This is a genomic window from Ferrimonas gelatinilytica, from assembly GCF_039544205.1.
Taxonomy (GTDB): domain Bacteria; phylum Pseudomonadota; class Gammaproteobacteria; order Enterobacterales; family Shewanellaceae; genus Ferrimonas; species Ferrimonas gelatinilytica.
This window is the reverse complement of record NZ_BAABLF010000014.1, coordinates 169505-193963: the sequence shown is the minus strand read 5'-3', so window position 1 is coordinate 193963 and position 24459 is coordinate 169505. Positions and strand designations below refer to the sequence as shown.

Below are 24459 nucleotides of genomic sequence, written 5' to 3'. Positions count from 1 at the left end.
TCTGCATGTTGTGCAGTCACTCAGTAGCATCGAGAAAATGATGATTTCTCAATCCTGCGTGAGTGCCCACACAGATTGTCTGACAAATTGTTAAAGAGCAGCCCGTTTGGGCTTGGCTTCGTTGTCGAAGCAGGAGGCGTATATTACGCTGTTCTCCGTAGTCGTCAAGGCCGTTTTTCAACTTTCCGTTCGACCGTCTAGGTTTTAACCAGCCGGGCCGAAACCCCTGTGGTGACGCCGCTTAGCCTCTCACTGAGTGGCCCGCTGTGCCCCGTCGACAGGGAGCGCATTATAGGGCGATACTTTCCCAAGACAAGGGGGAATTTCTAGAAAAAGTTTCGACTGAACAAATCGCCACCATCGCGATGAAAAACAGTTCAAATGGAGCCTATTTCCCCGCCAGAACTCTTAATATGCCCAAATCCTATGTTTTTCAGGTGCTGTTGCAACAGAGCCTCAGGCACGGTGCCAGTGTAGAAGAAGGTCCCCGCGTCTGTCGGCTTAGAGCACTCGATGCGACACTCCGACAATTGGTGAACCACACGACGAGCAATAGCGGCACCGGAATCCACAAGCACCACGTCACTTCCCAATACTGTGCCGATCTCCTCTGCAATAAGCGGGAAATGGGTGCATCCGAGGATCAAGTGGTCCGGCACGGTCTCGGCCATACGGATAGGCGCCAGAATATCGTAAAGACGATCTAGGTCCACCGGGACTCCCGCTAACTTCCCTTCGGCCATATGCACCAGCTCACTGCTCCCTACACGTATAACAGTGTGTTCTGGAGCGTAGGTCTGGATCAATTCATCGGTGTAACGGCGCTGCACTGTACCCGGTGTGGCCAATAGACCGATCACTCCCAGTTTGCTGCTCTGTGCTGCCGGTTTAATGGCTGGAACAACACCAACGACAGGCTGACTAAGGCGCTGGCGTAACGGTTCAAGCACTAAAGTACTTGCGCTGTTACAGGCCACGACCACCAGGTCTACTGCGAGTCGTTCCGTCAAGCTCGCTATGATGTCGCAGCAACCATCAATCAACTCCTGATCCCCAAGCTCCCCGTATGGAAAACGTGCGTTGTCCTCCACGTAGTGGATGGTCGTTTTCGGTAGCACCTCGCGGATATGCCGATAAACGGACAAACCGCCCAAGCCGGAATCGAATAATAAGATGGAGCCCATAGATCCTGTCTGCTATCTAACAAGCAACGGTAAAAATTAACCGCGACATTCTCACACAGCCGGTGTTCAGGTTCCAAGACTGCTGGACTTAACGACGTGGGCGATTAGAATTTGCCCCCTTTATCCTTATTCGCTCGGAGAACACCCATGGATCTGGCAGCACTCGATCCCCGTCACTACGAAGCCCAACTGGCCGAAAAACGCGAGCGCATGCAGGTACTGTTTGCCGACTACGAGACACCGGAACTGGAGGTGTTTCCTTCGGAACCACAGCACTACCGACTCAGGGCAGAGTTCCGCGTCTGGCATGATGGTGATGATCTGGACTACATCATGTTTGATCAGGCTCGTCAGGAACGGGTGGCCATTAATCAATACCTCCCAGCCAGCAACTTGATCAATCACTATATGAACAAGTTGCGCGATGCCTTGCGTCCCAACCCCATACTGCGCCGAAAGCTGTTCCAGGTGGATTTTCTCTCCACCTTAAGCGGAGAGCTGGTGATCAGCCTGCTTTATCATCGTCAGCTGGATCAACAGTGGCAAGATGCCATCATCGAACTGCGTCAGCAGTGGGGGGATCCCAAGGTTCACTTCATCGGGCGAGCCCGTAAGCAGAAAATTTGCCTCGAACAAGACTATGTAGACGAGGTGCTTCACGTACATGGGCGCCCCTACCACTACCGCCAGGTCGAAAACAGCTTTACCCAACCCAACGGCAAGGTTGCAGAAAAGATGCTGGAGTGGGCTGTGGACGCCACACGGATGAGCAGCGGTGACCTGCTGGAACTCTATTGTGGCAACGGCAACTTCTCACTGGCGTTGGCACAGAATTTTCGCAAAGTTCTAGCCACCGAGCTGGCCAAGCCTTCTGTGGAGTCAGCACAGTACAACATCGCTAAAAATCAGATCGATAATGTCACCATCCTGCGTATGTCCGCCGAAGATTTCACCGACGCCATCAATGGTGTCCGAGAGTTCCGACGGCTCAAGGGGATCGATCTCAGCGCCTATGAGTGCAACACCATCTTTGTAGACCCACCGCGCTCAGGTTTGGATCCCGCCACCGAGAAAATGGTGCAGGGCTACGAGCGCATCCTCTACATCTCCTGCAACCCGGAAACTTTGCTGGAAAACCTGGAAACCTTGGGACAGACCCACAAAATCACACGCTTTGCGCTGTTTGATCAGTTCCCCTACACCCACCATATGGAAGCGGGCGTGCTGCTAGAGCGCATTGAATAAGGAAAAGGGCCGCTTTATGCGGCCCTGTTTTTGTCCGTGGGACGGCTGAGAGTACGGACACCCTCATGCTCAGTGTCTCGCACATTGGATAGCCAGTAAGAGCGACATTACATCAGATACTAGGGGGTGCTCAAAAGATCAACGTCTTTTTACGCTGCAGGTTGCCCAGCTCGTCGAACTTCTTCTTCACCTCCCAATGCACAAAGTACTGCAAGATATTCACCTTGTTTGACGCGAATTCCACCAGCGCTCCGCAGAGCCAATAGGTTCTAACTAGGCCGTTGTCCTCGTCGCGCCACCGCTTGAAGAACCCCTTCTGTTCAACGGGCTGGGCAAAAGATTGTTGCTTGGCTACTTCCGATTGAGTGCTTAGCGCTGCTGACTGCAACGGCGCCCTGACAGTCGCAGCCTATTCATTCTCCTTAGATGAGGAGGCCCTATCCTCTGCCTGCAGGTAGAGGTCTTTGTTTTCCATCAAGTGGTTCTCGCTCTGTTTGTCAGCGCCGATGCACTGGCTCCAACCTCACCCGCAACCCACCGGGGAGAGATCGTTTTTCATTCTCAGTAGTGCGTCCGCTATCTGTTGTGGCGTGTCGCCATTGAGGCGCCGCTGCCACACATCGACCACCTCTTCGCCCACCAGCGCTTTGCCATGTCGCGTCACCATGCAGCCGGGGATCCCCATCACCCCATGGTGCTCCGATTCGAGTCCCAACCGGGCCAGTTGTGTTCTCACCTGATCGACAGCAGTCGGGTCATACTCCGACAGACACTGGGAGGGCAACCGGGGAAAGTCACTGGCTTTGGCCGCCAGCAACCCCGCCAGGTTGATCATCAGGAGGTACTGCTCGCTCTGCTCAACACTGTAATCGGCGCGCCACCGGGCTATCGCCGCAGCATTGTCCCGAAATAGCGACGCTAGGGCGAGGTTCCGCTCATGCCAGTCGAGAATGGCTAAGGTACGCGCCGTCTCCCAGCCCACCATCTCAAGCTGCCGGCCCGCAGCCCAGCTGGGAATGCCAACATGGGGGAGGTAAGCCACCAGCGGCAGGGGCCGCCCACTGATTGCACCGTAGTTGAGGTCGTTATGATGCGTGTCCCAGCATCGATTGGCCGCAACCTGGAAGCCCGCATAGCCAGCACCGTGACCGCCAGAGAACAAATACACCTCCAGCCCATAAAGCCGGTGGTACTTTTCCAACAGCAAGTAGATCGCTTTGAAGATCTTGCGTTCAGGGTTCATGCGACGCTTTCCAGCTGCTGCTCTTGCCAGTCGCCATAACTTTGGGCAGTGCCTTCCAGCACCCACTGTTTCCTGCCGTTGCTGCTGCGGCCAACCAGCCAACCTCGGGGCTCCATCGGGGCTCCATCGGGGCTCCATCGGGGCTCCATCGGGGCTCCATCGGGGCGATGATATGGATTTGAAAGATGGGAGCCAGGGCTTTGGCGGCCATGCTCATCAGTTTTCCTCAAATGCTCTTCTGATCAGTGGCTTGGCCTTTTCGAGATCGTCAAACGTCCGCACTGTCAGCTCTAAGTCACCGGCTCCCCAATGTCCTATGTTGCTGACGTCACGACTAAAACCCTCTTCCGTTTCGACGGACGTCGGATCTATTTTAAGCAGCAGCTGAAGCTTCGGGTCTTGTTTAGGGAGCACAATGATAGAAATAAAGTTCTTCATCCTGCGAAATGCGCCGTACAGTTTCAACTGCTTGTAATGGACATCATCACCGAGGCTGGCAGCGAAATCGATTAACCCATCATAAATCTGTCGCAAATTGGCTGGTGCAATCTCCAACTGTTCTTCGTGGGTTTTCATTCCATTACTGGCTTTCTTTTTAACTAAATCGGAATCCGTACCCGCCATGACTACCGATGATTTTGTTGATTGGCCTGAGGCCGCAACAACATTCACCAGTTCCAGCAGCAATAGATTATCGCCAAACAACTTGTAACGGAGCAGTTCGATATTACGGTTAATCTGCTGCACCGCATGCTCATCGTACTTATTGAAGTCGCCGGCAATACAGAGCAGTCGGGTGCCGGCCCATTCAATATTTTCGGCCGCCTCATGCCCAAGGGTTTTCATCACCAGCAGCTGAAACTCGGCCTTGTGATCCAGTAACCAGTCGAGATAAAAGAGCCCCTGGTTGATAACGTTCTCATTACTGTGGCGCTTGTACTCGATGATGACAGGACAACCATTCTCATCGAGCCCAAGCGAATCGATTCGTCCCTTTTGCTTCTGTCCCGTGCCGTATTCTGTCGCCAGAAAACGTACCCCGAGGAACGCTTCCATCTGAGCCTCTATCAGATTCTGAAGCTGCTTCTCAACAACTGCGGCTTTGCCCTCCAGCTCTGCCACCCCCTCACTGCCATAACGGAACAGTTTGATGTCGCTCATGCGAAACTTCCTTTTAAATACATGTTTTTGAAGACTTAGGCGATCGACCCCAACCTAACGAGAAGGTTAAGGGCAACGTGAATAGCTCCCACTTCCTTAGGCACCTCAATGTCGTACAATGCGGCTCGCAATCGGAGGTGTGATGTCCAGCAATCGTTACCCCGAAGAATTCAAGAAAGAAGCCGCCAAGCGGCTCTGATTGAGTTCATTGTGAGGTTTCAGAGTGTGCCGGGGAAGGCGCCGCCATCCAGCACCCAGTTCTGTCCGCTGATATAGCCCGCCTGGGCACTGCAAAGAAAGGCACAGGCGGCACCAAACTCTTCAGGCTTGCCAAAACGGCGAGCGGGCGCCAACTGCTGCTTCTGTTCTCGCAGCCGGTCTACCGTGACGCCCACTTTATCCGCTTCGGCTTGAAGTGCGGTCGTCAGACGATCCGTCTCGAAGGGGCCGGGCAGCAAGTTATTAATGGTGACATTGTGGGCAACCGTTTCACGAGCCAGCCCGGCGATAAAACCGGTCAGCCCGGCGCGGGCCCCATTGGAAAGTCCCAGGATAGGGATCGGGGCCTTGACTGCACTGGAGGTGATGTTGACGATGCGGCCGAATCCTCGCGCCATCATGCCATCCACAACCTGCTTAATCAGGAAAATGGGTGTCAACATGTTGGCTTCCAGGGCCTTGTCCCAATCCGCCCGGCCCCAGTCACGAAAATCCCCCGGTGGCGGGCCCCCCGCGTTATTGATCAAGATGTCCGGCTGCGGGCAGGCTGACAACAGTTGGGATTGCCCCGTCTCTGCGGTGACATCGGCGGCCACAGAGACCACCGTAACACCGTAGCGCTCACGCAGCGCCTCGGCAGTCTGCTCCAGCGGTTCAGCGTTACGGGCATTGATCACCAGGTTCACCCCCTCAGCGGCCAGAGCTTCGGCACAAGCCCGCCCCAGCCCCTTTGAGGCACCGCACACAATTGCCCAACGACCACTAATCTGTAAATCCATTTACCTTCCCCCGTTAATCAATCTCATACTTCACCACCACGCTATCACACTTGGCGGCTTGCCTTACGCTCCGGCTTCTGGACGGTGCCTTGCAGAGTTCTGCAACGCCTCTCCCCCTAAAGCCAGCATGGCCACTTGGAGGATAAGTCTTTCACTCAGGGCCTTACGCTCACTTTTTGAGAGATCCAGTGCTTCAGAACCGGAGGAGAACACCAGCACAACCATCGCCTCCGCCTGAGCGTAAGACAGCTCCTTCGAGCGGCCGGCGCGGGCCTGGAGGTAGTCATTTAGCTCATCGGTAAAGTGACGGATCTCGCGGTTTACCGCGGCACGAAACGCCGCTGAGGTGCCGGTACGCTCACGAAGCAGGAGCCGGAACACGTTGGCATTGTTATCGATGAACTCCATGAAGATCTCGATCGATGACCGGACCACACTTCCACCCTGCTCTGCGCGTTGCCGGCCCTTGCGCATCAGCTGCCGCAGTGTCAGTCCCCCCTCGTCCACCATATTGAGGCCCAACTCCTCCATGTCCTTGAAGTGGCGATAGAAAGAGGTGGGGGCAATGCCCGCTTCCCGCGCAACCTCGCGCAAGCTCAAGCTGGAGAAGCTGCGCTCGGCACTGAGCTGATTAAAAGCCGCATCCACCAGAGCACGGCGGGTCTTCTCTTTTTGCTGGGCCCTGATCCCCATAGCGTCATTCCCCGTTGGCAAAACAGGCAGATCCTACCCTGTTCCCCACCATTTCGCATCTTACAGAACGGCAGGCTTGCTCTTTTGCCCATATGTAACGAAAATGGCTAACAAGTGTAAGCTCAATGTATGAAGTGGCCAAATGTCCAACAACAAACCCCGCCTGATCCTGTTCAACAATCTGATGTTCGCCCTCACCTTTATCGGTGCTGTCGTTCTGGTTCCCCTCTACGGCGTCCTGGTGGGTTATCAGACGGAGGCGTACTGGATCGCGCTGCTTTTCTGGGCCTGGAGCGGCTTATCCATCACCGCCGGCTACCACCGCCTCTGGTCACACAGGACCTGGCAGGCTCACTCTTCGGTGCAGTGGATCCTGGCCATCGGTGGCGCTATGGCGATGCAGAACAGTATCCTGCACTGGTGCGCCGATCATCGACGCCACCACAAACACGTCGATGATAACGATCAGGACCCCTACTCCGCCGGACGTGGGTTCTGGTTCAGTCATATCGGCTGGATGCTCAGGTCGTATCACCCGATCACGCCGTCAACCTACAACAATGTCCGGGACCTGCAGAAAAACCCGGTGGTGATGAACCAGCACAACCACTATGGCAAATGGGTTTTAGCCACCAATGTGGCGCTGCCAGTGCTGCTGGGCTGGCTTAGCGGCGACATTCTCGGGATGTGGTTGCTGGCAAGCGTACTCCGCTTAGTTTTGGTGCATCACGGCACCTTCTTTATCAACTCGCTGGCCCATATCTGGGGCAGACAACCCTACAACGATCAGCACAGCGCCCGAGACAACGGGGTTCTGGCCCTACTGACCTTTGGCGAGGGGTACCACAACTTTCACCACAGCTTTGAGTCTGACTATCGCAACGGCATCCGCTGGTGGGATTACGACCCTACCAAGTGGCTGATCCGGGCCCTCGAAAGGTTCGGCCTGGCATCCGGGCTTCGCCAGGTTCCCCGTGAACGTATCGAAGCGGCACGGTTGGCGATGGAGCTCAAGTCCAGTCAACGCCTGTTAGCCGAACATGCAACAGCACAGGAGTGGCTGGAGAAGCTGGAAGCAGAATATGTCGCCCTGATGGCCCGAATTCAGGACTATTACGGGGAGCAACAGCGCCTGCTGCGGCTGCACAAGGACGAACTCGACAGGGCCACCCGGCAGCGGCTCAACGAGCTGCGCCTTGCCCTGCGCCAGCAACGCCGACTTTGGCTCAGCCTGCGGGCAAAAGCCCACTCACAAGTTGCGTGATCCCTTGGGTACAGATTCAAAAAAGGCGCCTATTGGCGCCTTTTTCTCTTCACCGGCTACCCAGTTTTCCCTAGTTAGAGCGACCGAAATTGATGTCCACCCAAACCAGACGCTCATGGGAGCTTAAGGCGGGATCCGACTCATCCTGTTCGTTATAAAGCCACTGGCTCCCCTTCTCACCCAACGCCGGCCAGAACACACCGCTGTCGGCGATATGCAGCATCTTGTGCGGCAGCAGGTAGCTAAAGCGCATGCCACTTAGGCTGGTCCAGGTCTGCGGGTGAATATGGCTGGAGGTCACCGACAAAGCATATTCATCGGCGCCGAAGCTAGCCGGGGTCAAGGCATCGGAGTTAAAGCGGCCGTTGGAGCCTAGCAAATAGCTGTCGGACAACACCTTGCGGATAGCGCTGCTGTTCACTTCAAAATGATCGTCCCAGGGCGTCTGCACGGTGAGATGAAACGGGTCCTCATCGTTGTTCAGGTTGCCCATCAGCACGAAGGGGCGCCCAAGGTTTACCCCGCCACGGCGGCCCTGATCATCCAGCAGGTAATCACCATCCTTGCGATCACTAATGTAATCGGCAATGAAGTTAAGCTGAGCCCCGTTGCGCTGCTGCAGCCAGGCGGAGCGGCGTGAATCACCAGCTGGCTGCTGATCCACCAGCTGGGTCAGCAGTAGACTGATGCGACGGCCGTCGGGCAGGCGCAGTGGAATATCAACGAAATTGGTGTCCATCACACTGAGGCTTTCCCAAATCGCATCATCCATCTCGCTGCCATCATCCCGTAGCGGTTTGCTCACCCCCTCAACCTGGTGCCATTTGAATTGGCGGAAGGTCCGGGCCTGCTGCGGCTCCAGCGGATATTTGGAAAGCAGGACGAAACTGTTCTGGCCGTGGAAATGGCCATGGCCCTGGGCATCCTCCGGCAAAGCCAGTTTGCCGTCACCATTGACGTCGTGGGGAATAAACTGTCCAGAGTTGGTGGCCGCCACGTAGCGATAGGGGTAACTCAGTCCCGACAGGTCACTGGCCTGGGGCTGGGCCAAGTAGTTCTGCTCAAACTGAGCGATCGCCGTTTCGTCCGGCACGCCCCCTTCGCTGATCTTGGTCGAGATGCCGGTCAGCAAGAGTACATCGGGCTTATCCCCCTGGTAGGTCTGCTGCAGTATCGAGGCCAGATTGGCCAAGCGGGGATCCTGGTCAGCACCTGTTGCGCCGGTCTGAGCTAACAGCTGGAAATACCCATCGCTGCTGTCATAGGCCATCTCCACATGGAAGGTCGCAAAGCGAACCGTGTTGGTGAACTTTTTCGGCGAGCTAGAGCCACCGCAGGCACTCAATAACAGCGCACACAGGGCCAGGGCAAAGGTCTTCAACGGCATGAACACTCCGTAATGCATGAACCGTGGGGAACGGCAGGGAGGGTGTCCCGACTCTAGAAGCACCGCCTACCACTTGATTTAGCGGGAGATATTGCCCAACTTTCTGCTGAGGATCCACACGGGAGGCAGCGACTTTCACCTTGGGGTATGATATTGACCCCTGATTTGTCGACGAGACCGTCCATGAGCCCCATCAAACTCACCGAGTTCAGCCACGGCGCCGGCTGCGGCTGTAAGATCAGCCCCCAGGTGCTCGACACCATTTTGCAAAGCCAGCTGGATCTGCGTCCGGACCCCAACCTGCTAGTGGGCAACGCCAGTCGCGATGATGCCGCCGTTTATGCCCTCAACGGGGACACCGGCATCATCAGTACCACAGATTTCTTCATGCCCATCGTCGACGATCCCTTTACCTTCGGGCGCATCGCTGCCACCAATGCCATCAGCGACATCTATGCCATGGGGGGCACTCCCATGATGGCCATCGCCATCCTGGGCTGGCCGGTGAGCACCCTGCCGGCAGAGGTGGCACAGCAGGTGGTGGAGGGTGGCCGGGCCGCCTGTCGCGATGCCGGGATCCTGCTCGCCGGCGGTCACAGTATTGATGCGCCGGAGCCGATTTTCGGCCTGGCGGTGACCGGTCAGGTTCCTCTGTCCCGCCTCAAGCGCAATGACACGGCAGAGGCCGGCGATCATCTCTTCCTGACCAAAGGGCTGGGGATCGGGATCCTCACCACGGCTCAGAAACAGAAGAAGCTGGCACCGGAGGATGACCAGATCGCCATTGAGGCCATGTGTCAGCTCAATACCATCGCCCAACCCTTAGCAGCCCTGGACGGAGTAACCGCCCTGACCGATGTCACCGGGTTTGGCCTGGCAGGCCATCTGCTGGAGATGTGCCAGGGGGCCGGGCTCCAGGCCCATCTGGATCTCAACGCCCTCCCCCGGCTCAACCGTGTTGAACACTACCGCCAGCTCGGCTGCGTCCCCGGCGGCAGCCAGCGCAACTTCGACAGTTACGGCGACCAGTTGGCGCCCATTGAAGAGGCCACCCGACAGCTACTGTGTGATCCCCAAACCTCCGGCGGCCTGCTAGTAGCAGTGCGGCCGGATGCCCTGTATGCCGTGACCGAGCTGTTGAAAGAGGCCGGACTGCCCAGCCAAAACATCGGCCGGATGGCTCCCTACCAGGGCGGTGCCCGGGTGCACTATGACTGAGTGCCTGCCCCGGACGGCCTACGCCGAGCTTCTGCTCGGCGAGACCCCCATGATTGACCTGCGCGCACCGGTCGAGTTCACCAAGGGGGCCTTTCCCGGCGCCGTTAACCTTCCTCTGATGAACGACGAAGAGCGTGCCGCCGTTGGCACCTGTTACAAGGAGCAGGGTCAGGAAGCCGCCATCGCCCTGGGACATGAGCGAGTCGGCGGGGCCGTCAAGCAGGCCCGCGTCGATGCCTGGCTGGCCCAGGTTGAAGCGCACCCCGACAGCGTACTGTACTGTTTCCGGGGGGGGATGCGCAGCCAGATCAGCCAACGCTGGCTGGCGGAGGCGGGGATTCAGCGACCCTACATCGAGGGCGGCTACAAGGGGATGCGCAGCTTTCTGATCGAACAAAGCGACCAGATGGCGGAGAACCCGGGGATGGTGATCGTGGCGGGCATGACCGGCAGCGGTAAAACCGACTTCCTGGTCCCCCGCAACGATGCGGTGGATCTCGAGGGGCTGGCCCACCATCGTGGTTCCAGTTTTGGCCGCCAGTTGATCCCGCAGCCGAGCCAGATCAACTTCGAGAATCGCCTGGCCATCGCCCTGATGCAGCATCGTCGCCGCGCCCGCCAGCTGGTGTTGGAAGATGAGAGCCGTTTGATCGGCCGCACTTCCCTGCCTATTCCACTGTTTGATGCAATGAAAGCCGCGCCCCGGGTGATCCTGGAAGTCACCACCGAGGAGCGAATTGAACAGATCCTGAAAGATTATGTGGTGGAGATCCATGCCGCCTTCGTCGAGCGCGATGGCACGGAAGCGGGCGGTGAGGGCTTCTGTGAGTTCCTGCTGGCAAGCCTGGACCGGATCCAGCGCCGACTGGGGAACGAGCGTCACCAGGCATTGCGCCAGTTGATGACATCAGCACTGTCTCAGCAGCTCCAGCAGGGAGAACTGACCCTTCACCGGGAGTGGATCGCGCAGCTGCTGAGTGAATACTACGATCCCATGTATCACTTCCAGATGGGCAAACAACCGGCCCCGGTACTGTACCGGGGCCCGAAATCGGAAGTGCGGGAGTTTCTTGACCAGCGCGAAGCCACGCTAAGCGCGGGGTGGTAAGATCTCACGCCAGGGCAATGCCTGGGAACCCAACACCATGTAGTTGGGGTTTTCCAGGCTTTCTCTCTGGTTGTAACTGAGGGGCTGATAAAGGGTGTCCACCAGGGTCCCCCCCGCTTCACTGACGATGCACTGAGAAGCGCCGGTATCCCACTCGCCGGTCGGCCCCAGTCGCAGATAGCAATCCGCCCTGCCCTCCGCCACCATGCAGCTTTTCAACGAGGCACTGCCAAAGGGCACCAGCTCGTACTCCCGGGAGGGGTCCAGTCTGTCCAGCACATACTCTCGGCGCTGGCGGCGACTGACTGCGATCTTCAGTGCCTCGCCATCCCGCACATCGCGACTCCGGATATCGACCACTTTACCTCCCTGATGCTTGAACGCACCCTCGCCACGACAGGCGTAGTAGCAGGTTTCACTCATCGGGGCATAGATCACCCCCATCACAGGGACACCCTGGTCCACCAGGCAGATGTTGACCGCGAAGTCGCCACTACCGGCAATAAACTCCTGGGTCCCATCGAGGGGATCGATCAGCCAGTACTGGGACCAGTTACGACGATCAGCAAGGGGAATATGGGTGTCCTCTTCGGACAGGATGGGGATATCCGGGGTCAGCGCGGTCAATGCTTCGACGATGTGACGGTGCGCTGCCAAGTCCGCCGTAGTCACCGGGGTGTTGTCGGACTTGGTCAGGGCTTCATACTGGCCCTGTTCGTAGATGGATCGGATCCGCTCTCCGGCCTGCCGCGCAATGCCAATGACGGGATCCAATAATGCATTTAGGCGACTCACTCCATACCACCTATTTATCGAGACCTTCCGCCCAGTGTCAGCTTCTTTTGAGCCAAAAACAAGGCACAGATCGAGCGCGACTCGGAGAAATCGGGCCGGGCAAGCAAACCATCAATATCCGCCAACGGCCAGGGTACCAGCTCCAGCGGCTCGGGCTCATCCCCCTCCAGCCGGCTGGGATACAGATCCCGGGCCAGGAGGATCTCCATACGGGCGGAGAAATAGCTGGGGGCCAGTGCCAGTTGGTAGAGGGGTTCTAACTGTCGGGCAGCGTAGCCGACCTCCTCCTGCAACTCGCGATTAGCCGCTTGCATGGCGTCCTCCCCAGGATCGATCAAGCCTTTGGGGAAACCCAGCTCATAGCTGTGGGTGCCAGCAGCGTATTCGCGCACCAGCAACAGGGTGTGATCATCCAGCATGGGCACCACCATAACCGCCCCGGACATGGCGCCGCGCATCCGCTCGTAGTGACGCTCTACCCCGTTGCTGAATCGAAGATGCAGTTGCTCCACCTGGAACAGGCGACTCTTGGCCACCAGTTCGGTGGCGAGGATCTCGGGCTTCTTGCTGGACATAAACCTCTCCTTTTACAGTCCCGGGACCGGGCCGTTGTAATTGAGGCTGTAGGCGCCGCTGCTGTCCGGCTGACCAAGGAAGGTCAACGCCTGCCTCAGGTCTTCCGACTGCTCTTCGGTTTCCCGAATGGTGGCCTCGACCTTCACCTGGTTCCCCGCCATCAGCACAGCCTCACCGGCAACGCCAATACGGTTCTCAGCCGCATCCAGGTTCAGCACCGCGTTGCCGTCCCGACAAATCAGGTTACCGGCGATGTCGCCGATGGGATAGTGGCCAAACTGATTACGCACATCCAAGCCGTTGATGACTGTCCTGCCGGCCAACGCCTCGCACCAGGGTTCCCCCTGAGCCAGCTCACGCAGATTCAGGGTCACCGCCCCTTGGATCTTGGTGCGCAGAGGCAGTCGGGTGTTACCCAACAGCCAGGGGATGGGTGCACTCAGACGCACTCCCTGAGCCTGGAGTCCGGAAAAGCCGTACTGCAGCTCGCCCTGCCCTTTCACCACGGGATCGTTCACCGTGAGGGAAAGAGCCAGGTTACCGGTAATCAGTTGGGCAGGGTGCAGCGTCCAGCTCAACTGCTCCAACTGGCGACCCGCCGCACTGAACTGTGCCGCCTGTCCCTGCCAAAGACTGCCACTGATCCCGCGCAGTTCCACCCCCGGCATCTTAGGCACCATCTGCCATACCCAGGCGGCCGGCATGGTCACCAGCAAAAACACCAGATAGATCCCGACACCGGCCAAGCCGTACTTCAGCACTCTCACTTCACTCTCCCTTAGGGTTTGCTGATCTGCAGGCGGCGCACCTGCACCAAGCCCGATTCCTGAGACTCGGTCAGGTCCAGATTTTCAATACGAACGCCCTGATCCAGGCTGAGTTCGGACAGCCACTCCATCAAGCGCTCAAATTCACAGTCTGCGAGCCACAGTTGCAACTTGTCACTTTGCGGCTGCATCCGTTCAATGCGCAACCCGGCAGCAGCAGCACTGCGGCTGGCCAGCTGGCTAAGGCTGCCTCCGCTGGTGCGGGGCCCACCTTTGCCGGCGAGTGCCGTGTAACGATTGGCGTCCTGTTTCATCTGATTCAGACTGCTTTGGGCTGCCCGTAGCTGCGTCTCCGCCGTGGCCACCGCATCCGACACCGGAACCCAGAGGCCGTAGTAGATCAGCGCCAACAGCAGCAGGGGCGCGGCGATGGTCATGTAGCGGCGCTCCGATTCCGTGCGATCAAACCACCACTGCTGCGCTTTTTCCCAATATTCGTTCATCACTTCACCTTCACCGTCAGCGTCCCGGTGACCCCGGTTTCATCGTTATTGAGCGCTCCCTGATCCACCTCGAATTCACGACCGGCAATCTGACGGAATTGCTCAAACTGGGCAAAGCTCTTACCGCTGAGCTGCAACCGCACCTCACCGCGGTCCGCATCGAATCGCAGGCCCTGAGGACGCACCTCAGGTTCGGCGGAAAACGCCGGTGCCAGCTTGGCCAGCATCGGGATCAACTCGCCACCGCCGGTCCCGCCCCCCAAAGTGCGCAGCTTGGCCTGCAGTTGCCCGGTGGGGTTGACCACCCGCTTCTCTCTCGGAAACAGACCCTTGTAGATCTCTACCTGCTGTTGATTCAATGCCTGACGCTGCTGCTTAAGCTGATACACGCTGAGGCCATTGTGGATCAGAGCCACCACAAACAGAACCGAAGCGGCGATCCCCACCTTGGCCCAGATCTGGAACACCTTGCCCAGTTCCCGCGAGGGCGCATAACTGCCCGAAAAGAGGTTTATCGGTGACCTGGCCAGCCCCTGGGCCAGGACCTGCATCGGCAGCTCCAGGGGCTGAAGCTCGGTCTCGACCCCCTCCGGCACCTCGACGTCACTGTAGAGTGCCCAGGGAAGATCGTTGTCCGCCACCAGGCGCGGTGCCAGTGCATCAAACCAGTCATGATCCAGCACCTCACCGGCGGCGATGCCGGTGCGCAGCAGCACCTGCTCCTCAAGCCTCAACAGCGCCAGGGCGGTATCCGGTACCAACGGTAGGGCCAGCACGTCAGGCACCAGACGTTTGCAGGTCAGTCCGGCGTCCGTCAGCCATCCCTGCCAACAACGCATCATGGCGTGACTGACCACCGCGACCGCCAGTTGATCACCATGACGTGGGCCGATAACAAAGTGCATCCGCTCCACGTCCTCCGCCAGGGACTCCTCCAGCAGGAAGGGCACCGCTTTATTCGCCTGACGCTGGGCCTTGGCGGGCAGAGTCACCTCCGTCAGCCGCACGGCACTGGTGTCCACCAGCACATCTACCGGTCGACCACCGGCACGCTCCCCCAGGCTCGACAGGGCTTCGGCATCCGGCAATACGCCGGAGCTGATCACACCCTGCTGCTCATCAGACCAGGTTACCCAAGGGATCGGTTGCTGGGCGTGACTGCCCAACCTTACGACCAATCGTTCGCTCACTGTTGGCCTCCATACTGGCGGGTGACAACCGACAGGTTGTTATCGCCGCCACGCTTTAAAATACTTTCCAATCGAAACACCGAGTTGTCGACCCGGGCTCCCCCCTTAAGACGGAAATACTCGCTGTCCACCGAAATGGTTGCCTTGGCCTCGGCGGAGAGGTCCGTCAGGCGCTGAGCCGCGGGCTCCTGCCAGAACGCCTCCGTACTCTCCCAGCCATCGCCGGGGCGGTTACCGATGAGACTCTCGGCCTCGCTCAGGCTGATACCGCCCTCCAGCATCCCCACCAGCAAGGCCGCACGCTCCACCGGCAGGGTATTAACGTTCAGCACCTGGCGGTCATTGCCGGGGATAACGCAAAGATAATCCTTCAAAATCTGGTACAACTCGGGCGAACTGCCCAGTACCGCCCGTAACTCGCTGTGGTGTGCCATCAACTGGTTCGGCGCCAGGTAGGGGATCGGCCTGGCCTGGTAGTCGCCATCTTCGGCTCCAAAGGTGCCACTGGGATCGCTGTCTGCATCCACAAAGTCCCGGACCCTGTCCGCCAGCATTTCGCCCAGGTAACGGTCGAGCTCCAGCGCCTCCATCATGGCGATAAACTGCCGTCCCGGCAGCGGCGTTTGATAGGGATCCTGCTGCTCCTCTTGGGAGGTGAGCCCCTGCACCAAGCCGTTGAGGTTAAAGCAGGTGCGCATATCCTCGATGGTTCCGCCGATATGGCCGTTATCCACCGGGTAGACCACATCTGCAGTTGCCCAGTACTGCTGCAGATGCACGGTGCCGTCGGCATCCTCGAAATCCTGTTTCAGCACCCGCTTGGCCAATGCCTCAGAGGCCAGGGAGTACCAATAGGCCTGGTCAAGTTGGCCCAGGCTGATGGTGCGTCGCACGCTGATCTGACTGCGTTGGGTCATCGCCGCCCCCAGGGTCACAATCACCACCAGGACCAGCAGCACGGTCAAGAGAGCGACGCCCCGCTGCTGACGCCTCATGTCTGGTTCTCCCCGACGTCAGCACCGGAGCCAGTGTCATTATTGCCACCACTGCCCCCTGAACCTGGGTTCCCTGAGCCCGGGTTGTTGCCGCCGTTATTGTCCTCTTGCTCTTGAGGCTCCTCTTGGGTGTATCCGTCCGCCAGCAGGAAATGACGACGGATCACGCCCAAATCCTCCAGCTCCAGCTCCACGGCAACGCCCTTGGGGAAACTCTCAGCATCGGTCTGGGTCACCCATTTGTCCTCCAGGTAGAAGGCAAACTTGAGATCCGTGACGCCATCGAGCAGATCCAGGCTGATCGGTTCCTCCCCCTCAACCGGGTCCGGGTAGAGGGTATACTGGCGCTGTAGCACCCCCTCCTCCAGACGGTAGATCACCTGCTGAATCGCTCCCCGTGGCAGGCGCCCCTGGGGGTTTAGCCAGCCAAGACGATAGAAGCGGATCCCCTGGGCATCAGAGTCGATCAGGTTGTCGCCATACTCGAACAGCTTGGGGGAGATCTCCCCAAACGCATCGCGATGCCCCCTGGGGATCATCTGGCCGAAATCTCGCTCCAGCATCGACATGGTCTGCTGCAGTGCCTTGAGTCGCCCCTGGGCATCCTGGCTGATCTCATCGGAGCGGATCACCTGCTGCATCACGTTGGCCGTCGCCAGCCCCAGCATGGCAAACACTGCCATCGCCAGCAGCATCTCCATCAGGGTAAAACCCCGTGAATGACGGAGAGCAGGGTTAGTTTGGATCCGACACATAGGTCTGCCCCACCGCCATCTGGTTATCAAAGTTGGGATCCAGGCTTACCACCACCTCGATCATCCGCAGTTTCTCATCGCTTGCCTTCACCACCCGCTGGCGCCAGTGCCAGGTGCGATCGGCCAGCTCCGCCTCTCCAGTTTTACTGCCGAGCTCTGGAAACGCGTTCTCCAGCAGGATGTCCACCATGCGGTTATGCACCACGTAATTGGCCAAAGTGCGCTCCTGCAGCAGAGGCACCGACCGCAGTTGCTGGCTGGCGGTGTTGATCACGGCGATGGCTGCCGTCGCGAAGAGCGCCAGCGCCATCATCACCTCGATCAGGGTAAAGCCACGAGCCCGGTTCACTGCGCCTCCAGGTCGTGGCGCCAGGCGATGCGGCCGAGCATATCACCGACCAAATCCACCCCTTCAATCCGCTCGCCACCGATGGCATCGAACTCCAGGACGAACGCGGTCATCTCACCGGAGGGCAGAAGCAGCAGTTGGGGATCCGGTCGCTTGCGCTTCTCCTCTTCGTCGGGCTCAAACAGCGACTCATCCAGGCCAAACTCCGAGGCCTCCTCCTCATCCTCCTGCACCAATGGCAAGCCCTCCAGTTCCAGGGTCATCTCTATCCCCTCAGGAAGAGTGCGCTGACGATAGAGACGGTCACCCCGGTGCTCTTCCCAGGCCTCATCATCCAGGTTCCAACGGGCGAAGAAGTAGTGATCCGGTTCGACAACCACTCCCACCAGCTCACCACTGAGCGCCGCCTCTTCCAGGGCCGTGGAAACCACCACCCGGAACTCGTCCCCCGACTTAATCATCGCCTCACGCCGGGCATCGCCACCGAAGATCAGGCTAACCGACCCGGCCATCACGCCGATCAGCAGCACAACCAGCAGCATCTCCAACAAGGTAAAGCCCCGCTGCCGCGGGGCTTTGACCGAACTGAAGGGCTGGACGCCACTCATTACTGGAAATCACCCAGGTTGTAGTTACAGATATCGTCCTCGGTGCCCAGTTGCAGATCTGGCCCCGAAGAGCAGAGATCGTAACGGCCGTTCACACCTGGGCTGACCAACACGTACTGGCCGCCCCAGGGATCGGTGGGTAGGCGCTGGATGTAGCCGCCATCCTGGTAGTTACGGGGCTCAGGCGCAATATTGGGTCGATTCACCAGCGCTTCCAGTCCCTGCTCGGTGGTGGGCAGGACACTGTTGTGGGCGTAATACATGCTGATCGCATTCTCCAGCCCGGCAATGTCCGCCACTGCTTTCTGCTGGTTGGCCCGGTCCCGGTTACCCAGGATGTTGGGGGCCACCAGGGAGGCCAGAACGCCGATGATCACCAGGACCATCATCACTTCCAGCAGGGTAAAACCGCGCACGTTACGGCGCTGTCGCAGTTGTCGTTTCATCTCAAACTTCCTCGAACATCATTTGGGTCAATTGGGTTAAATCATCTGGTTGAGGGCCAGCATCGGCTGCAGGATGGAGATCACGATGAACATGACGATGCCCGCCATGGTCACGATGATCAGCGGTTGCATCACCGCCAGGGCGATGGTCATGGTCGCCTCGAACTCCCTATCCTGGTTATCCGCCGCCCGCCCCAGCATGCTGTCCAGCTCGCCGGACTTCTCCCCCGACGCGATCATATGCAGCATCATGGGTGGGAACAGCTTGGTCTGTTGCAGTGAGGCCCTTAAGGAAGCCCCCTCACGCACCTTGGTAGTGGCTTCCTGTACCGCCGTTTTCACCCTCTGGTTCAGCAGGACGTCGGCGGCGATCTTCATCGCTTCGAGCATCGGCACACCGGATGAGGTCAGGGTACTCAGGGTCCGGGCAAAGCGCGCCGTATTCAGGCCCCGGGATACCTTACCGATAATGGGCAGATCCAGCACAACGCCATGCCAGCGCAACTTGAAGGCCGGATTACGCAACGCCTGATTGAACCCCAGGATCGCGAGCACGATGGCCGCAAAGATATAGAGGCCATAGGCGTTGAGAAATTCCGAGGTGTCGATAAGAAACTGTGTGGTCGCGGGCAGGGACTGGCCCATATGTTCAAACTGGGACACCACCTGGGGCACCACGGAGGTGAGCAGGTAGTAGACAACGCCCAGGCAGAGCAGCACCAGTATCACCGGGTAGACCAGCGCCTGGGTCAGCTTGGAGTTCAGCTCCTGCTTGCGCTCGGTGTAGTCCGCCAACCGCTCCAGCACCACTTCCAGGTGACCGGACTTCTCGCCGGAGGCCACCATAGCGACAAACAGCTCATCGAATACTCGGGGGTAATCCGCCAGGGATTCCGCCAGTGAGTAGCCCTCCACCACCTTGGCGCGAACTGCCATCATCATGCTTTTCAGGCGCGCCGACTCGTTCTGTTCCGCCACCGCCTTGAGACACTCTTCCAGCGGCAAGCCGCCGGCTACCAGCGTCGAAAGCTGACGGGTGATCAATGCGAGATCTTTGGCCTTCACCCGGGGCTGAAACAACTTGCCCAGATCAAAGCGTTGTTCGCCATCCTGACGCTTTTCCCGCCGGGCGGCAGGCTCGATGGAGAGGGGCATCAACTGCTTATCGCGCAGCTGACTGCGGGCTTGCTTGGCGGTATCTGCCTCGATCACGCCCTTCCTCTGCCGTCCCTGCAGATCCAGCGCCTGGTATTCAAATGCGGCCATGCCTTACTCCTCCCGGGTCACCCGCAGAACCTCTTCCAGGGTGGTGACACCGGCCAGCACCTTAGAGAAGCCATCTTCACGGATGGAGGGAGTGGTCTGGCGCAGGTAACGCTCGATGGCGAGCTCTCCTTTGCCGCCGTGGATCAGCTCGCGGATGGTGTCATCCACCTCAAGCAGCTCATGGATCCCGGTTCGGCCCTTGTAACCGCTATGGTTACAGGCCTCGCACCCCTTGGGATGGTAGAGCACCACCTTCTCATCGGCCGACAGCCCCATAAGCTCACGCTCACGTTCGTTGGGTGCGGAGGGCTCCTTGCACTCGGTACAGAGCGTCCGCACCAGTCGCTGCGCCACCACACCCAGCAGTGAGGAGGAAACCAGGAAAGGCTCCACCCCCATATCCTGCAGACGGGTGATGGCCCCGGAGGCGGTATTGGTGTGCAGGGTCGACAACACGAGGTGACCGGTGAGCGAGGCCTGAACGGCGATCTGGCCGGTTTCCAGGTCCCGGATCTCCCCCACCATCACCACGTCCGGATCCTGTCGCAAGATGGCGCGCAGGCCTCGGGCAAAAGTCATATCGACCTTGGTATTCACCTGGGTTTGGCCAATCCCTTCCAGTTCATATTCGATGGGATCTTCCACCGTGAGGATATTCCGGTCCCGGCTGTTGATCTCGGTCAGGCCCGCATAAAGGGTGGTGGACTTACCGGAGCCGGTTGGGCCCGTCACCAGCAGGATACCGTGGGGACGGCGGATCAGGTGCTGGAAGCGAACGTGGATCCGGTGGGACATGCCCAGCTGCTCCAGGTTAAGCACCGACTGGTTCTTGTCCAACAACCGCATCACCACCCGCTCACCGCGGGAGCTGGGCATAGTGGAGACCCGCACATCGACAGCACGACCACCGATCCGCAGGGAGATGCGACCATCCTGCGGCACCCGCTTCTCGGCAATATCCAACTTGGCCATCACCTTGATACGGGAGACCAGCAAAGACGCAATCTTACGCTTCTGCTTGAGAACCTCGCGCAGTACGCCGTCAACCCGGAAGCGTACGACCAGGTCTTTCTCGTAGGTTTCCACGTGAATATCCGAGGCACCGAGCTTGATCGACTCGGACAGCAGGGCATTGATCAGGCGAATAATGGGCGCATCGTCGTCGGCATCAAGCAGGTCTTCCGTCTCCGGGAGTTCGTCCGCCAAGGAGGTCAGATCATCGTCCTTGCCGATATCCTCCATCAGCTGTTGAGCCTCGGAGGAGTCCTGTTGGTACAGCGCGGTCAAGCGCAGGTCAAAGGCACTGCGGTCCAGCACCTTCAACGCCAGCGGGGCCGCAGAGAAACGGCGCGCCTCCAGCAGGGCCGTCAGCGGTGCGTCGCCGATATGGCACAGAGTATGGGGCTCGGATTCGTCGTCGATCATGACGCCAAACCGGCGGGCAAAGGCGAAGGGGAGCCGCTGGCTTCCCTCCTTGATGACCATCTCATCCTCCAGCTGCGGAGGCAGATCCACCGATTCGTCCAGGGTGCGGATCTCGTCGCTCATTTTCCGGGCTCCGCCGCTTCCTTGCTCACTGTCTCATCCGCCTCCTTGCCCAGTGCCTTATGCATCCACTCGCGCTCATCCCGCACCGGGGTCGGTAAACCTTCCCCGCCCTGATGGCGTTGGAGCAGCTCGAAGATCTCCGGGCTCATCCCTTCCGGCACCACCCACTCATCCAGTACGGGAACATCGGTATTCGGCATCAGATTGATACCGCGCTCTTTCTGCTTCAGCTGCTCGGCCCGGAAGTAGTTGTACTTGCGGCCAGAGAGCCCGGACATGGTGACACCGTCACGGATGATGGTGGGCTTGATGAAGATCATCAGGTTGCGCTTGCTCTTGCGGGAGCTGGTGGAGCTGAACAGGTGGCCGATCACTGGGATATCCCCCAGCAGTGGCACCTTGGAGACCGACTCCTGAACATCCTCGTTAAGCAGCCCCCCCAGAACCACCGTCTCGCCGGAGTCAGCCAGTACCGTGGTCTTCAGGGTACGCTTGCCAAAGGTTACGTCCACCGCGGTGCGGCCATTAACGTTGGAGGTCTCCTGCTCGATCTGCAGCTGCACTGCGTCCCCCTCGTTGATCTGTGGGGTCACGGTGAGCTTGATCCCCACCTCCTTCCGCTCCACCGTGGTGAAGGGGTTGTCATTGTTGGAGCCAGAGGTGGAACCGGTGATCACCGGTACCTCGTCACCCACCACGAAGCTGGCTTCCTGGTTATCCAGGGTAGTGATGGAGGGGGTGGCGAGCACGTTGGAATTGGAATCCGACGCCACCGCCTGGATCAGGGCACCGAAGTCGCCGGAGGCGACGCCCCAGGCCATGCCGTTAACCTTGGAGAGCGCCCCCGCCAGGGTGGAGATGTCCCCATCGATATCCGGGTTCTTGGTACAGCGCTGATCCGAGCCAATGCCCTCACACACCTCGGTGCCTTCGGTGGGACGGGCGTCCCAGACCCCGGCGCCGATCTCACCGATGGTGGTGCCGAAGCCGGTGTTGTACTGGATCAGGCCGCCATCGAGGGAACCGTACTGGACGCTGAAGCCCACCTCATCCCCCTCGGCAATCTCAACGATGATCGCCTCCACCAGCACCTGGGCACGGCGGATATCGAGCTGACGGATGACACTTTCGAGAGTCTGGATCTGGTCCGGCTGGGCGTTGATCACCAGCGCATTGGACTCATCGTGGGCCATGATGGTGATCTCATTGGCCCGTCGACGCTGCTGAGGCTGGGCGCCGCCCTCCTCGGTCTGCAGGCTCTCGGCAAAGCCGGACAGGACCTGCTGCAGGTCCTCCGCCTTGGCGTACTTGAGGTAAACCACCTTGGTATTGCCGGAGCTTTTCATCTCCTGATCCAGCTCCCGCACCAGCTCGGCGGCGCGCTGGCGAGCACGCTCATCGCCGCTGATCACCACGGCGTTGGTCCGCTCATCGGCCACCACTTTAGGAATAGAGCCGGCTCCGGTAGCGGCCTGCTGGCCGCCGCCACGATAGAGTGCATCGATGATCCGTACCATCTCACCGGCGGAGGCGTAGTTCAGTTTCACCACCTCCACCTTGGTATCCCCCTGCAGATCCACCCGCTTGATGATCTCCACCAACTTGTTCACCACCGCAGCGCGGCCGGTGATCATCATCACGTTGGAGGGGTCGTAGTTCACCACATTCCCGCCCCGGGCGTTGTCGTTAAGCTGGCGCAGCAGCGGCGCCAGCTGCTTCGCTTCGACGTTGTAGAGCGGCACGATACGGGTCACCATCTCATCCCCGGCACCGGGATTCTCATCGTCCGCCACACGGATATTCATATCCTTGGCGTCCTTGTCCTTCACCACCTTGATGATGTTGGTGTCCTCCATCTCAACGATGGAGTAGCCGTAGACCTGCAGCACACTGAGGAAAAACTGGTAGTACTGATCTTCGTTAAGCAGGTCATAGCTACGGACGTTGATCTTACCCCGCACCGTCGGATCAACGATGATGGTTTTCTCCAGGTTTTTTCCAACAATGTTGATAAATTCCTGTATGTCAGTGCCTTTGAAGTTGGCGGCATACTGGGCTGGCTCCTGTGCCACCGCAAAGGCGGCGACGCCGGCCAGCATCCCCGCAACGATCTGGTTGCGAACCCAGGGCAGTCGACGCTGCTTAACAGTCATGGTGCTTCCTTCACTTGAAGTCGTTTATTGGCTTGGCAGGGAGAAGTCGATCTGGGTCAGTTGCCCATCCCGCTCCACCATTAAGGAGGCGTCGGTCAGCTCCTGCAACTCGCTCATTAGTTGCGCCGCCTCGGCCAAGTTGGTCAAATCGTATCCGTTGACGGAAACGGCAATATCATTCGGCTGAAGGCCGGAGGCAAGAAAAAGGTCCCGCCCTTCCCGTCCCGGATTCAGGCGATAACCACGCAACCCGTCCTCCCCCCGGACCGGAGAAAAACTGATGTAGTCGGTCAGCTTGCCCGGATCGGACAGCAGCATGTCACGGGCCTCCGCCATCGCCTCATTGGCGCTGCTGCTGGCTTCGGTCCGCTCGGCCTGGCCGACACTGCGCAGCTTTTGCGTCTCGTCAGAGAGTTCCTGCGTGTACTCCACGCCATCGAGCATCAGGGTCTCGTAACGTCCCTGGTTAAGAATGATGGCACGATCAGCATAAACCTCATGCAGACTGGCATTGGTTCCCTCGATCTTATCGCCGATGCCATAGGTTTCCTGCGTGCCCTTGCTCTCGATCACCGCAATCCCTCGCTGCTCAATAGAGCTGGCCACCAGGCCTGTAAGCAAAATTCTAAGGGTCGTCTTGGGGGCGTCGGTGATGATATCCCGGCTCACGGGTGCCGCCGTTTCCTCTTCCGTTTTCGGCTCCGCTTTACCAAAAAGCTCAAGTGCCAGCAGCGGCTCAAGAGAAACCGTCTCCTGGCTGTCAGAGCCGGTTTGGGCGCTCGGGCGCCAAGTAGAGGGCTCCGTGTTTGGCTGTGGCAGCAGCTGCCAGGTGATCAGGGCGAGAAGATAGAGGACGCACAGGGACAACACGAGCATAAGAGCCCGGGCAATCTGAGCCTGAGGTAGCTGGGCCAGCCAGCGCTGAAGCGGTAAAGGTAAATCCATCTGTCGACAAATGCGTCCTGGTCCGGCTCGCCACGTGGAGGCCGACACCTTGATAATAAAAA

General features: G+C 58.9%; 24 protein-coding genes. 4 read left to right on the top strand and 20 right to left on the bottom strand.

The window, feature by feature from the left end; all coding sequences use genetic code 11:
* Window positions 1-377: 377 nt before the first annotated feature.
* A complete protein-coding gene (gene murI, locus ABD997_RS12055) occupies window positions 378-1184 on the bottom strand; it encodes a glutamate racemase (RefSeq protein WP_345317272.1) in 807 nt (268 codons plus the stop codon).
* A gap of 147 nt (window positions 1185-1331) precedes the next feature.
* Between murI and trmA the strand changes: the two genes are divergently transcribed.
* A complete protein-coding gene (gene trmA / locus ABD997_RS12050; protein ID WP_345317270.1) occupies window positions 1332-2429 on the top strand; it encodes a tRNA (uridine(54)-C5)-methyltransferase TrmA in 1098 nt (365 codons plus the stop codon).
* 523 nt (window positions 2430-2952) lie between these two features.
* On the opposite strand, the gene ABD997_RS12045 is transcribed toward trmA, so the two are convergent.
* The 4 genes from ABD997_RS12045 to fabR form a co-directional block, all read right to left on the bottom strand.
* Entirely contained in the window at window positions 2953-3672 is a 720-nt protein-coding gene (locus tag ABD997_RS12045; RefSeq protein WP_345317269.1) for a hypothetical protein, read from the bottom strand.
* A gap of 216 nt (window positions 3673-3888) precedes the next feature.
* Window positions 3889-4833 (bottom strand): DUF5655 domain-containing protein, encoded by a 945-nt coding sequence (locus tag ABD997_RS12040; protein ID WP_345317267.1) that lies wholly within the window; start codon window positions 4831-4833, stop codon window positions 3889-3891.
* A gap of 218 nt (window positions 4834-5051) precedes the next feature.
* Window positions 5052-5831 (bottom strand): SDR family oxidoreductase, encoded by a 780-nt coding sequence (locus ABD997_RS12035; RefSeq protein ID WP_345317266.1) that lies wholly within the window; start codon window positions 5829-5831, stop codon window positions 5052-5054.
* Window positions 5832-5894: 63 nt separating this feature from the next.
* On the bottom strand, window positions 5895-6524 hold the full coding sequence (gene fabR / locus ABD997_RS12030; RefSeq protein WP_345317264.1) for an HTH-type transcriptional repressor FabR: 630 nt from the start codon (window positions 6522-6524) through the stop codon (window positions 5895-5897).
* Window positions 6525-6666: 142 nt separating this feature from the next.
* Between fabR and ABD997_RS12025 the strand changes: the two genes are divergently transcribed.
* Window positions 6667-7788: an acyl-CoA desaturase gene (locus ABD997_RS12025; protein WP_345317263.1), complete on the top strand. Its 1122-nt coding sequence runs from the start codon at window positions 6667-6669 to the stop codon at window positions 7786-7788.
* Window positions 7789-7858: 70 nt separating this feature from the next.
* Here ABD997_RS12025 and ABD997_RS12020 read toward each other — a convergent pair whose 3' ends face one another.
* A complete protein-coding gene (locus tag ABD997_RS12020) occupies window positions 7859-9175 on the bottom strand; it encodes an endonuclease/exonuclease/phosphatase family protein (RefSeq protein WP_345317262.1) in 1317 nt (438 codons plus the stop codon).
* A gap of 183 nt (window positions 9176-9358) precedes the next feature.
* Between ABD997_RS12020 and selD the strand changes: the two genes are divergently transcribed.
* A complete protein-coding gene (selD, locus tag ABD997_RS12015) occupies window positions 9359-10393 on the top strand; it encodes a selenide, water dikinase SelD (protein ID WP_345317261.1) in 1035 nt (344 codons plus the stop codon).
* A complete protein-coding gene (gene mnmH, locus ABD997_RS12010; RefSeq protein WP_345317260.1) occupies window positions 10386-11501 on the top strand; it encodes a tRNA 2-selenouridine(34) synthase MnmH in 1116 nt (371 codons plus the stop codon). Before selD ends, mnmH begins: the two co-directional genes overlap by 8 nt.
* On the opposite strand, the gene cysQ is transcribed toward mnmH, so the two are convergent.
* Genes cysQ through gspC form a run of 14 tightly spaced genes read right to left on the bottom strand, consistent with a single transcriptional unit; the run spans window position 11484 to window position 24397 of the window.
* Window positions 11484-12296: a 3'(2'),5'-bisphosphate nucleotidase CysQ gene (gene cysQ / locus ABD997_RS12005; protein WP_345317259.1), complete on the bottom strand. Its 813-nt coding sequence runs from the start codon at window positions 12294-12296 to the stop codon at window positions 11484-11486. The two genes, mnmH and cysQ, sit on opposite strands and share 18 nt — an antisense overlap.
* Window positions 12297-12310: 14 nt before the next feature.
* On the bottom strand, window positions 12311-12871 hold the full coding sequence (gene nudE, locus ABD997_RS12000) for an ADP compounds hydrolase NudE (RefSeq protein WP_345317258.1): 561 nt from the start codon (window positions 12869-12871) through the stop codon (window positions 12311-12313).
* A gap of 12 nt (window positions 12872-12883) precedes the next feature.
* A complete protein-coding gene (locus tag ABD997_RS11995) occupies window positions 12884-13639 on the bottom strand; it encodes a type II secretion system protein N (protein WP_345317257.1) in 756 nt (251 codons plus the stop codon).
* Between the two features lie 11 nt (window positions 13640-13650).
* Complete coding sequence (gspM, locus tag ABD997_RS11990; protein ID WP_345317256.1) at window positions 13651-14142, bottom strand: type II secretion system protein GspM; 492 nt, start codon at window positions 14140-14142, stop codon at window positions 13651-13653.
* Window positions 14142-15332 (bottom strand): type II secretion system protein GspL, encoded by a 1191-nt coding sequence (gspL, locus tag ABD997_RS11985; protein ID WP_345317255.1) that lies wholly within the window; start codon window positions 15330-15332, stop codon window positions 14142-14144. The genes gspM and gspL overlap by 1 nt, the downstream gene beginning before the upstream one ends.
* Entirely contained in the window at window positions 15329-16327 is a 999-nt protein-coding gene (gene gspK / locus ABD997_RS11980; RefSeq protein WP_345317254.1) for a type II secretion system minor pseudopilin GspK, read from the bottom strand. Before gspK ends, gspL begins: the two co-directional genes overlap by 4 nt.
* The gene (gspJ, locus tag ABD997_RS11975; RefSeq protein WP_345317253.1) at window positions 16324-17082 is read right to left on the bottom strand and encodes a type II secretion system minor pseudopilin GspJ; all 759 of its coding nucleotides are present in this window, start codon (window positions 17080-17082) and stop codon (window positions 16324-16326) included. Before gspJ ends, gspK begins: the two co-directional genes overlap by 4 nt.
* Entirely contained in the window at window positions 17063-17431 is a 369-nt protein-coding gene (gene gspI, locus ABD997_RS11970) for a type II secretion system minor pseudopilin GspI (RefSeq protein ID WP_345317252.1), read from the bottom strand. Before gspI ends, gspJ begins: the two co-directional genes overlap by 20 nt.
* Window positions 17428-18039 carry a type II secretion system minor pseudopilin GspH gene (gspH, locus tag ABD997_RS11965; RefSeq protein WP_345317251.1) on the bottom strand — a complete coding sequence of 204 codons (612 nt, stop codon included), beginning with the start codon at window positions 18037-18039 and terminating at the stop codon, window positions 17428-17430. The genes gspI and gspH overlap by 4 nt, the downstream gene beginning before the upstream one ends.
* Complete coding sequence (gene gspG / locus ABD997_RS11960) at window positions 18039-18473, bottom strand: type II secretion system major pseudopilin GspG (RefSeq protein ID WP_425557071.1); 435 nt, start codon at window positions 18471-18473, stop codon at window positions 18039-18041. The genes gspH and gspG overlap by 1 nt, the downstream gene beginning before the upstream one ends.
* Before the next feature lie 48 nt (window positions 18474-18521).
* Window positions 18522-19751, bottom strand: a complete 1230-nt coding sequence (gene gspF / locus ABD997_RS11955) for a type II secretion system inner membrane protein GspF (RefSeq protein WP_345317249.1) — start codon at window positions 19749-19751, stop codon at window positions 18522-18524.
* 3 nt (window positions 19752-19754) lie between these two features.
* Window positions 19755-21299, bottom strand: coding sequence for a type II secretion system ATPase GspE (gene gspE, locus ABD997_RS11950; protein ID WP_345317248.1), 1545 nt, complete (start codon window positions 21297-21299; stop codon window positions 19755-19757).
* Window positions 21296-23452 carry a type II secretion system secretin GspD gene (gspD, locus tag ABD997_RS11945; RefSeq protein ID WP_345317247.1) on the bottom strand — a complete coding sequence of 719 codons (2157 nt, stop codon included), beginning with the start codon at window positions 23450-23452 and terminating at the stop codon, window positions 21296-21298. The genes gspE and gspD overlap by 4 nt, the downstream gene beginning before the upstream one ends.
* A gap of 24 nt (window positions 23453-23476) precedes the next feature.
* Window positions 23477-24397, bottom strand: a complete 921-nt coding sequence (gene gspC, locus ABD997_RS11940) for a type II secretion system protein GspC (protein ID WP_345317246.1) — start codon at window positions 24395-24397, stop codon at window positions 23477-23479.
* Window positions 24398-24459: the final 62 nt, after the last annotated feature.

Bases quoted from the DNA above. Each gene is read 5' to 3' on its own strand.
- gspE (WP_345317248.1), bottom strand. From the start codon at position 21,299: ATGAGCGACGAGATCCGCACCCTGGACGAATCGGTGGATCTGCCTCCG.
- fabR (WP_345317264.1), bottom strand. From the start codon at position 6,524: ATGGGGATCAGGGCCCAGCAAAAAGAGAAGACCCGCCGTGCTCTGGTG.
- ABD997_RS12045 (WP_345317269.1), bottom strand. From the start codon at position 3,672: ATGAACCCTGAACGCAAGATCTTCAAAGCGATCTACTTGCTGTTGGAA.
- gspM (WP_345317256.1), bottom strand. From the start codon at position 14,142: ATGAACGAATATTGGGAAAAAGCGCAGCAGTGGTGGTTTGATCGCACG.
- ABD997_RS12040 (WP_345317267.1), bottom strand. From the start codon at position 4,833: ATGAGCGACATCAAACTGTTCCGTTATGGCAGTGAGGGGGTGGCAGAG.
- selD (WP_345317261.1), top strand. From the start codon at position 9,359: ATGAGCCCCATCAAACTCACCGAGTTCAGCCACGGCGCCGGCTGCGGC.
- gspC (WP_345317246.1), bottom strand. From the start codon at position 24,397: ATGGATTTACCTTTACCGCTTCAGCGCTGGCTGGCCCAGCTACCTCAG.
- murI (WP_345317272.1), bottom strand. From the start codon at position 1,184: ATGGGCTCCATCTTATTATTCGATTCCGGCTTGGGCGGTTTGTCCGTT.
- trmA (WP_345317270.1), top strand. From the start codon at position 1,332: ATGGATCTGGCAGCACTCGATCCCCGTCACTACGAAGCCCAACTGGCC.
- gspJ (WP_345317253.1), bottom strand. From the start codon at position 17,082: ATGTGTCGGATCCAAACTAACCCTGCTCTCCGTCATTCACGGGGTTTT.
- ABD997_RS12035 (WP_345317266.1), bottom strand. From the start codon at position 5,831: ATGGATTTACAGATTAGTGGTCGTTGGGCAATTGTGTGCGGTGCCTCA.
- nudE (WP_345317258.1), bottom strand. From the start codon at position 12,871: ATGTCCAGCAAGAAGCCCGAGATCCTCGCCACCGAACTGGTGGCCAAG.
- gspD (WP_345317247.1), bottom strand. From the start codon at position 23,452: ATGACTGTTAAGCAGCGTCGACTGCCCTGGGTTCGCAACCAGATCGTT.
- ABD997_RS12020 (WP_345317262.1), bottom strand. From the start codon at position 9,175: ATGCCGTTGAAGACCTTTGCCCTGGCCCTGTGTGCGCTGTTATTGAGT.
- mnmH (WP_345317260.1), top strand. From the start codon at position 10,386: ATGACTGAGTGCCTGCCCCGGACGGCCTACGCCGAGCTTCTGCTCGGC.
- gspH (WP_345317251.1), bottom strand. From the start codon at position 18,039: ATGAGTGGCGTCCAGCCCTTCAGTTCGGTCAAAGCCCCGCGGCAGCGG.
- gspF (WP_345317249.1), bottom strand. From the start codon at position 19,751: ATGGCCGCATTTGAATACCAGGCGCTGGATCTGCAGGGACGGCAGAGG.
- gspK (WP_345317254.1), bottom strand. From the start codon at position 16,327: ATGAGGCGTCAGCAGCGGGGCGTCGCTCTCTTGACCGTGCTGCTGGTC.
- ABD997_RS12025 (WP_345317263.1), top strand. From the start codon at position 6,667: ATGTCCAACAACAAACCCCGCCTGATCCTGTTCAACAATCTGATGTTC.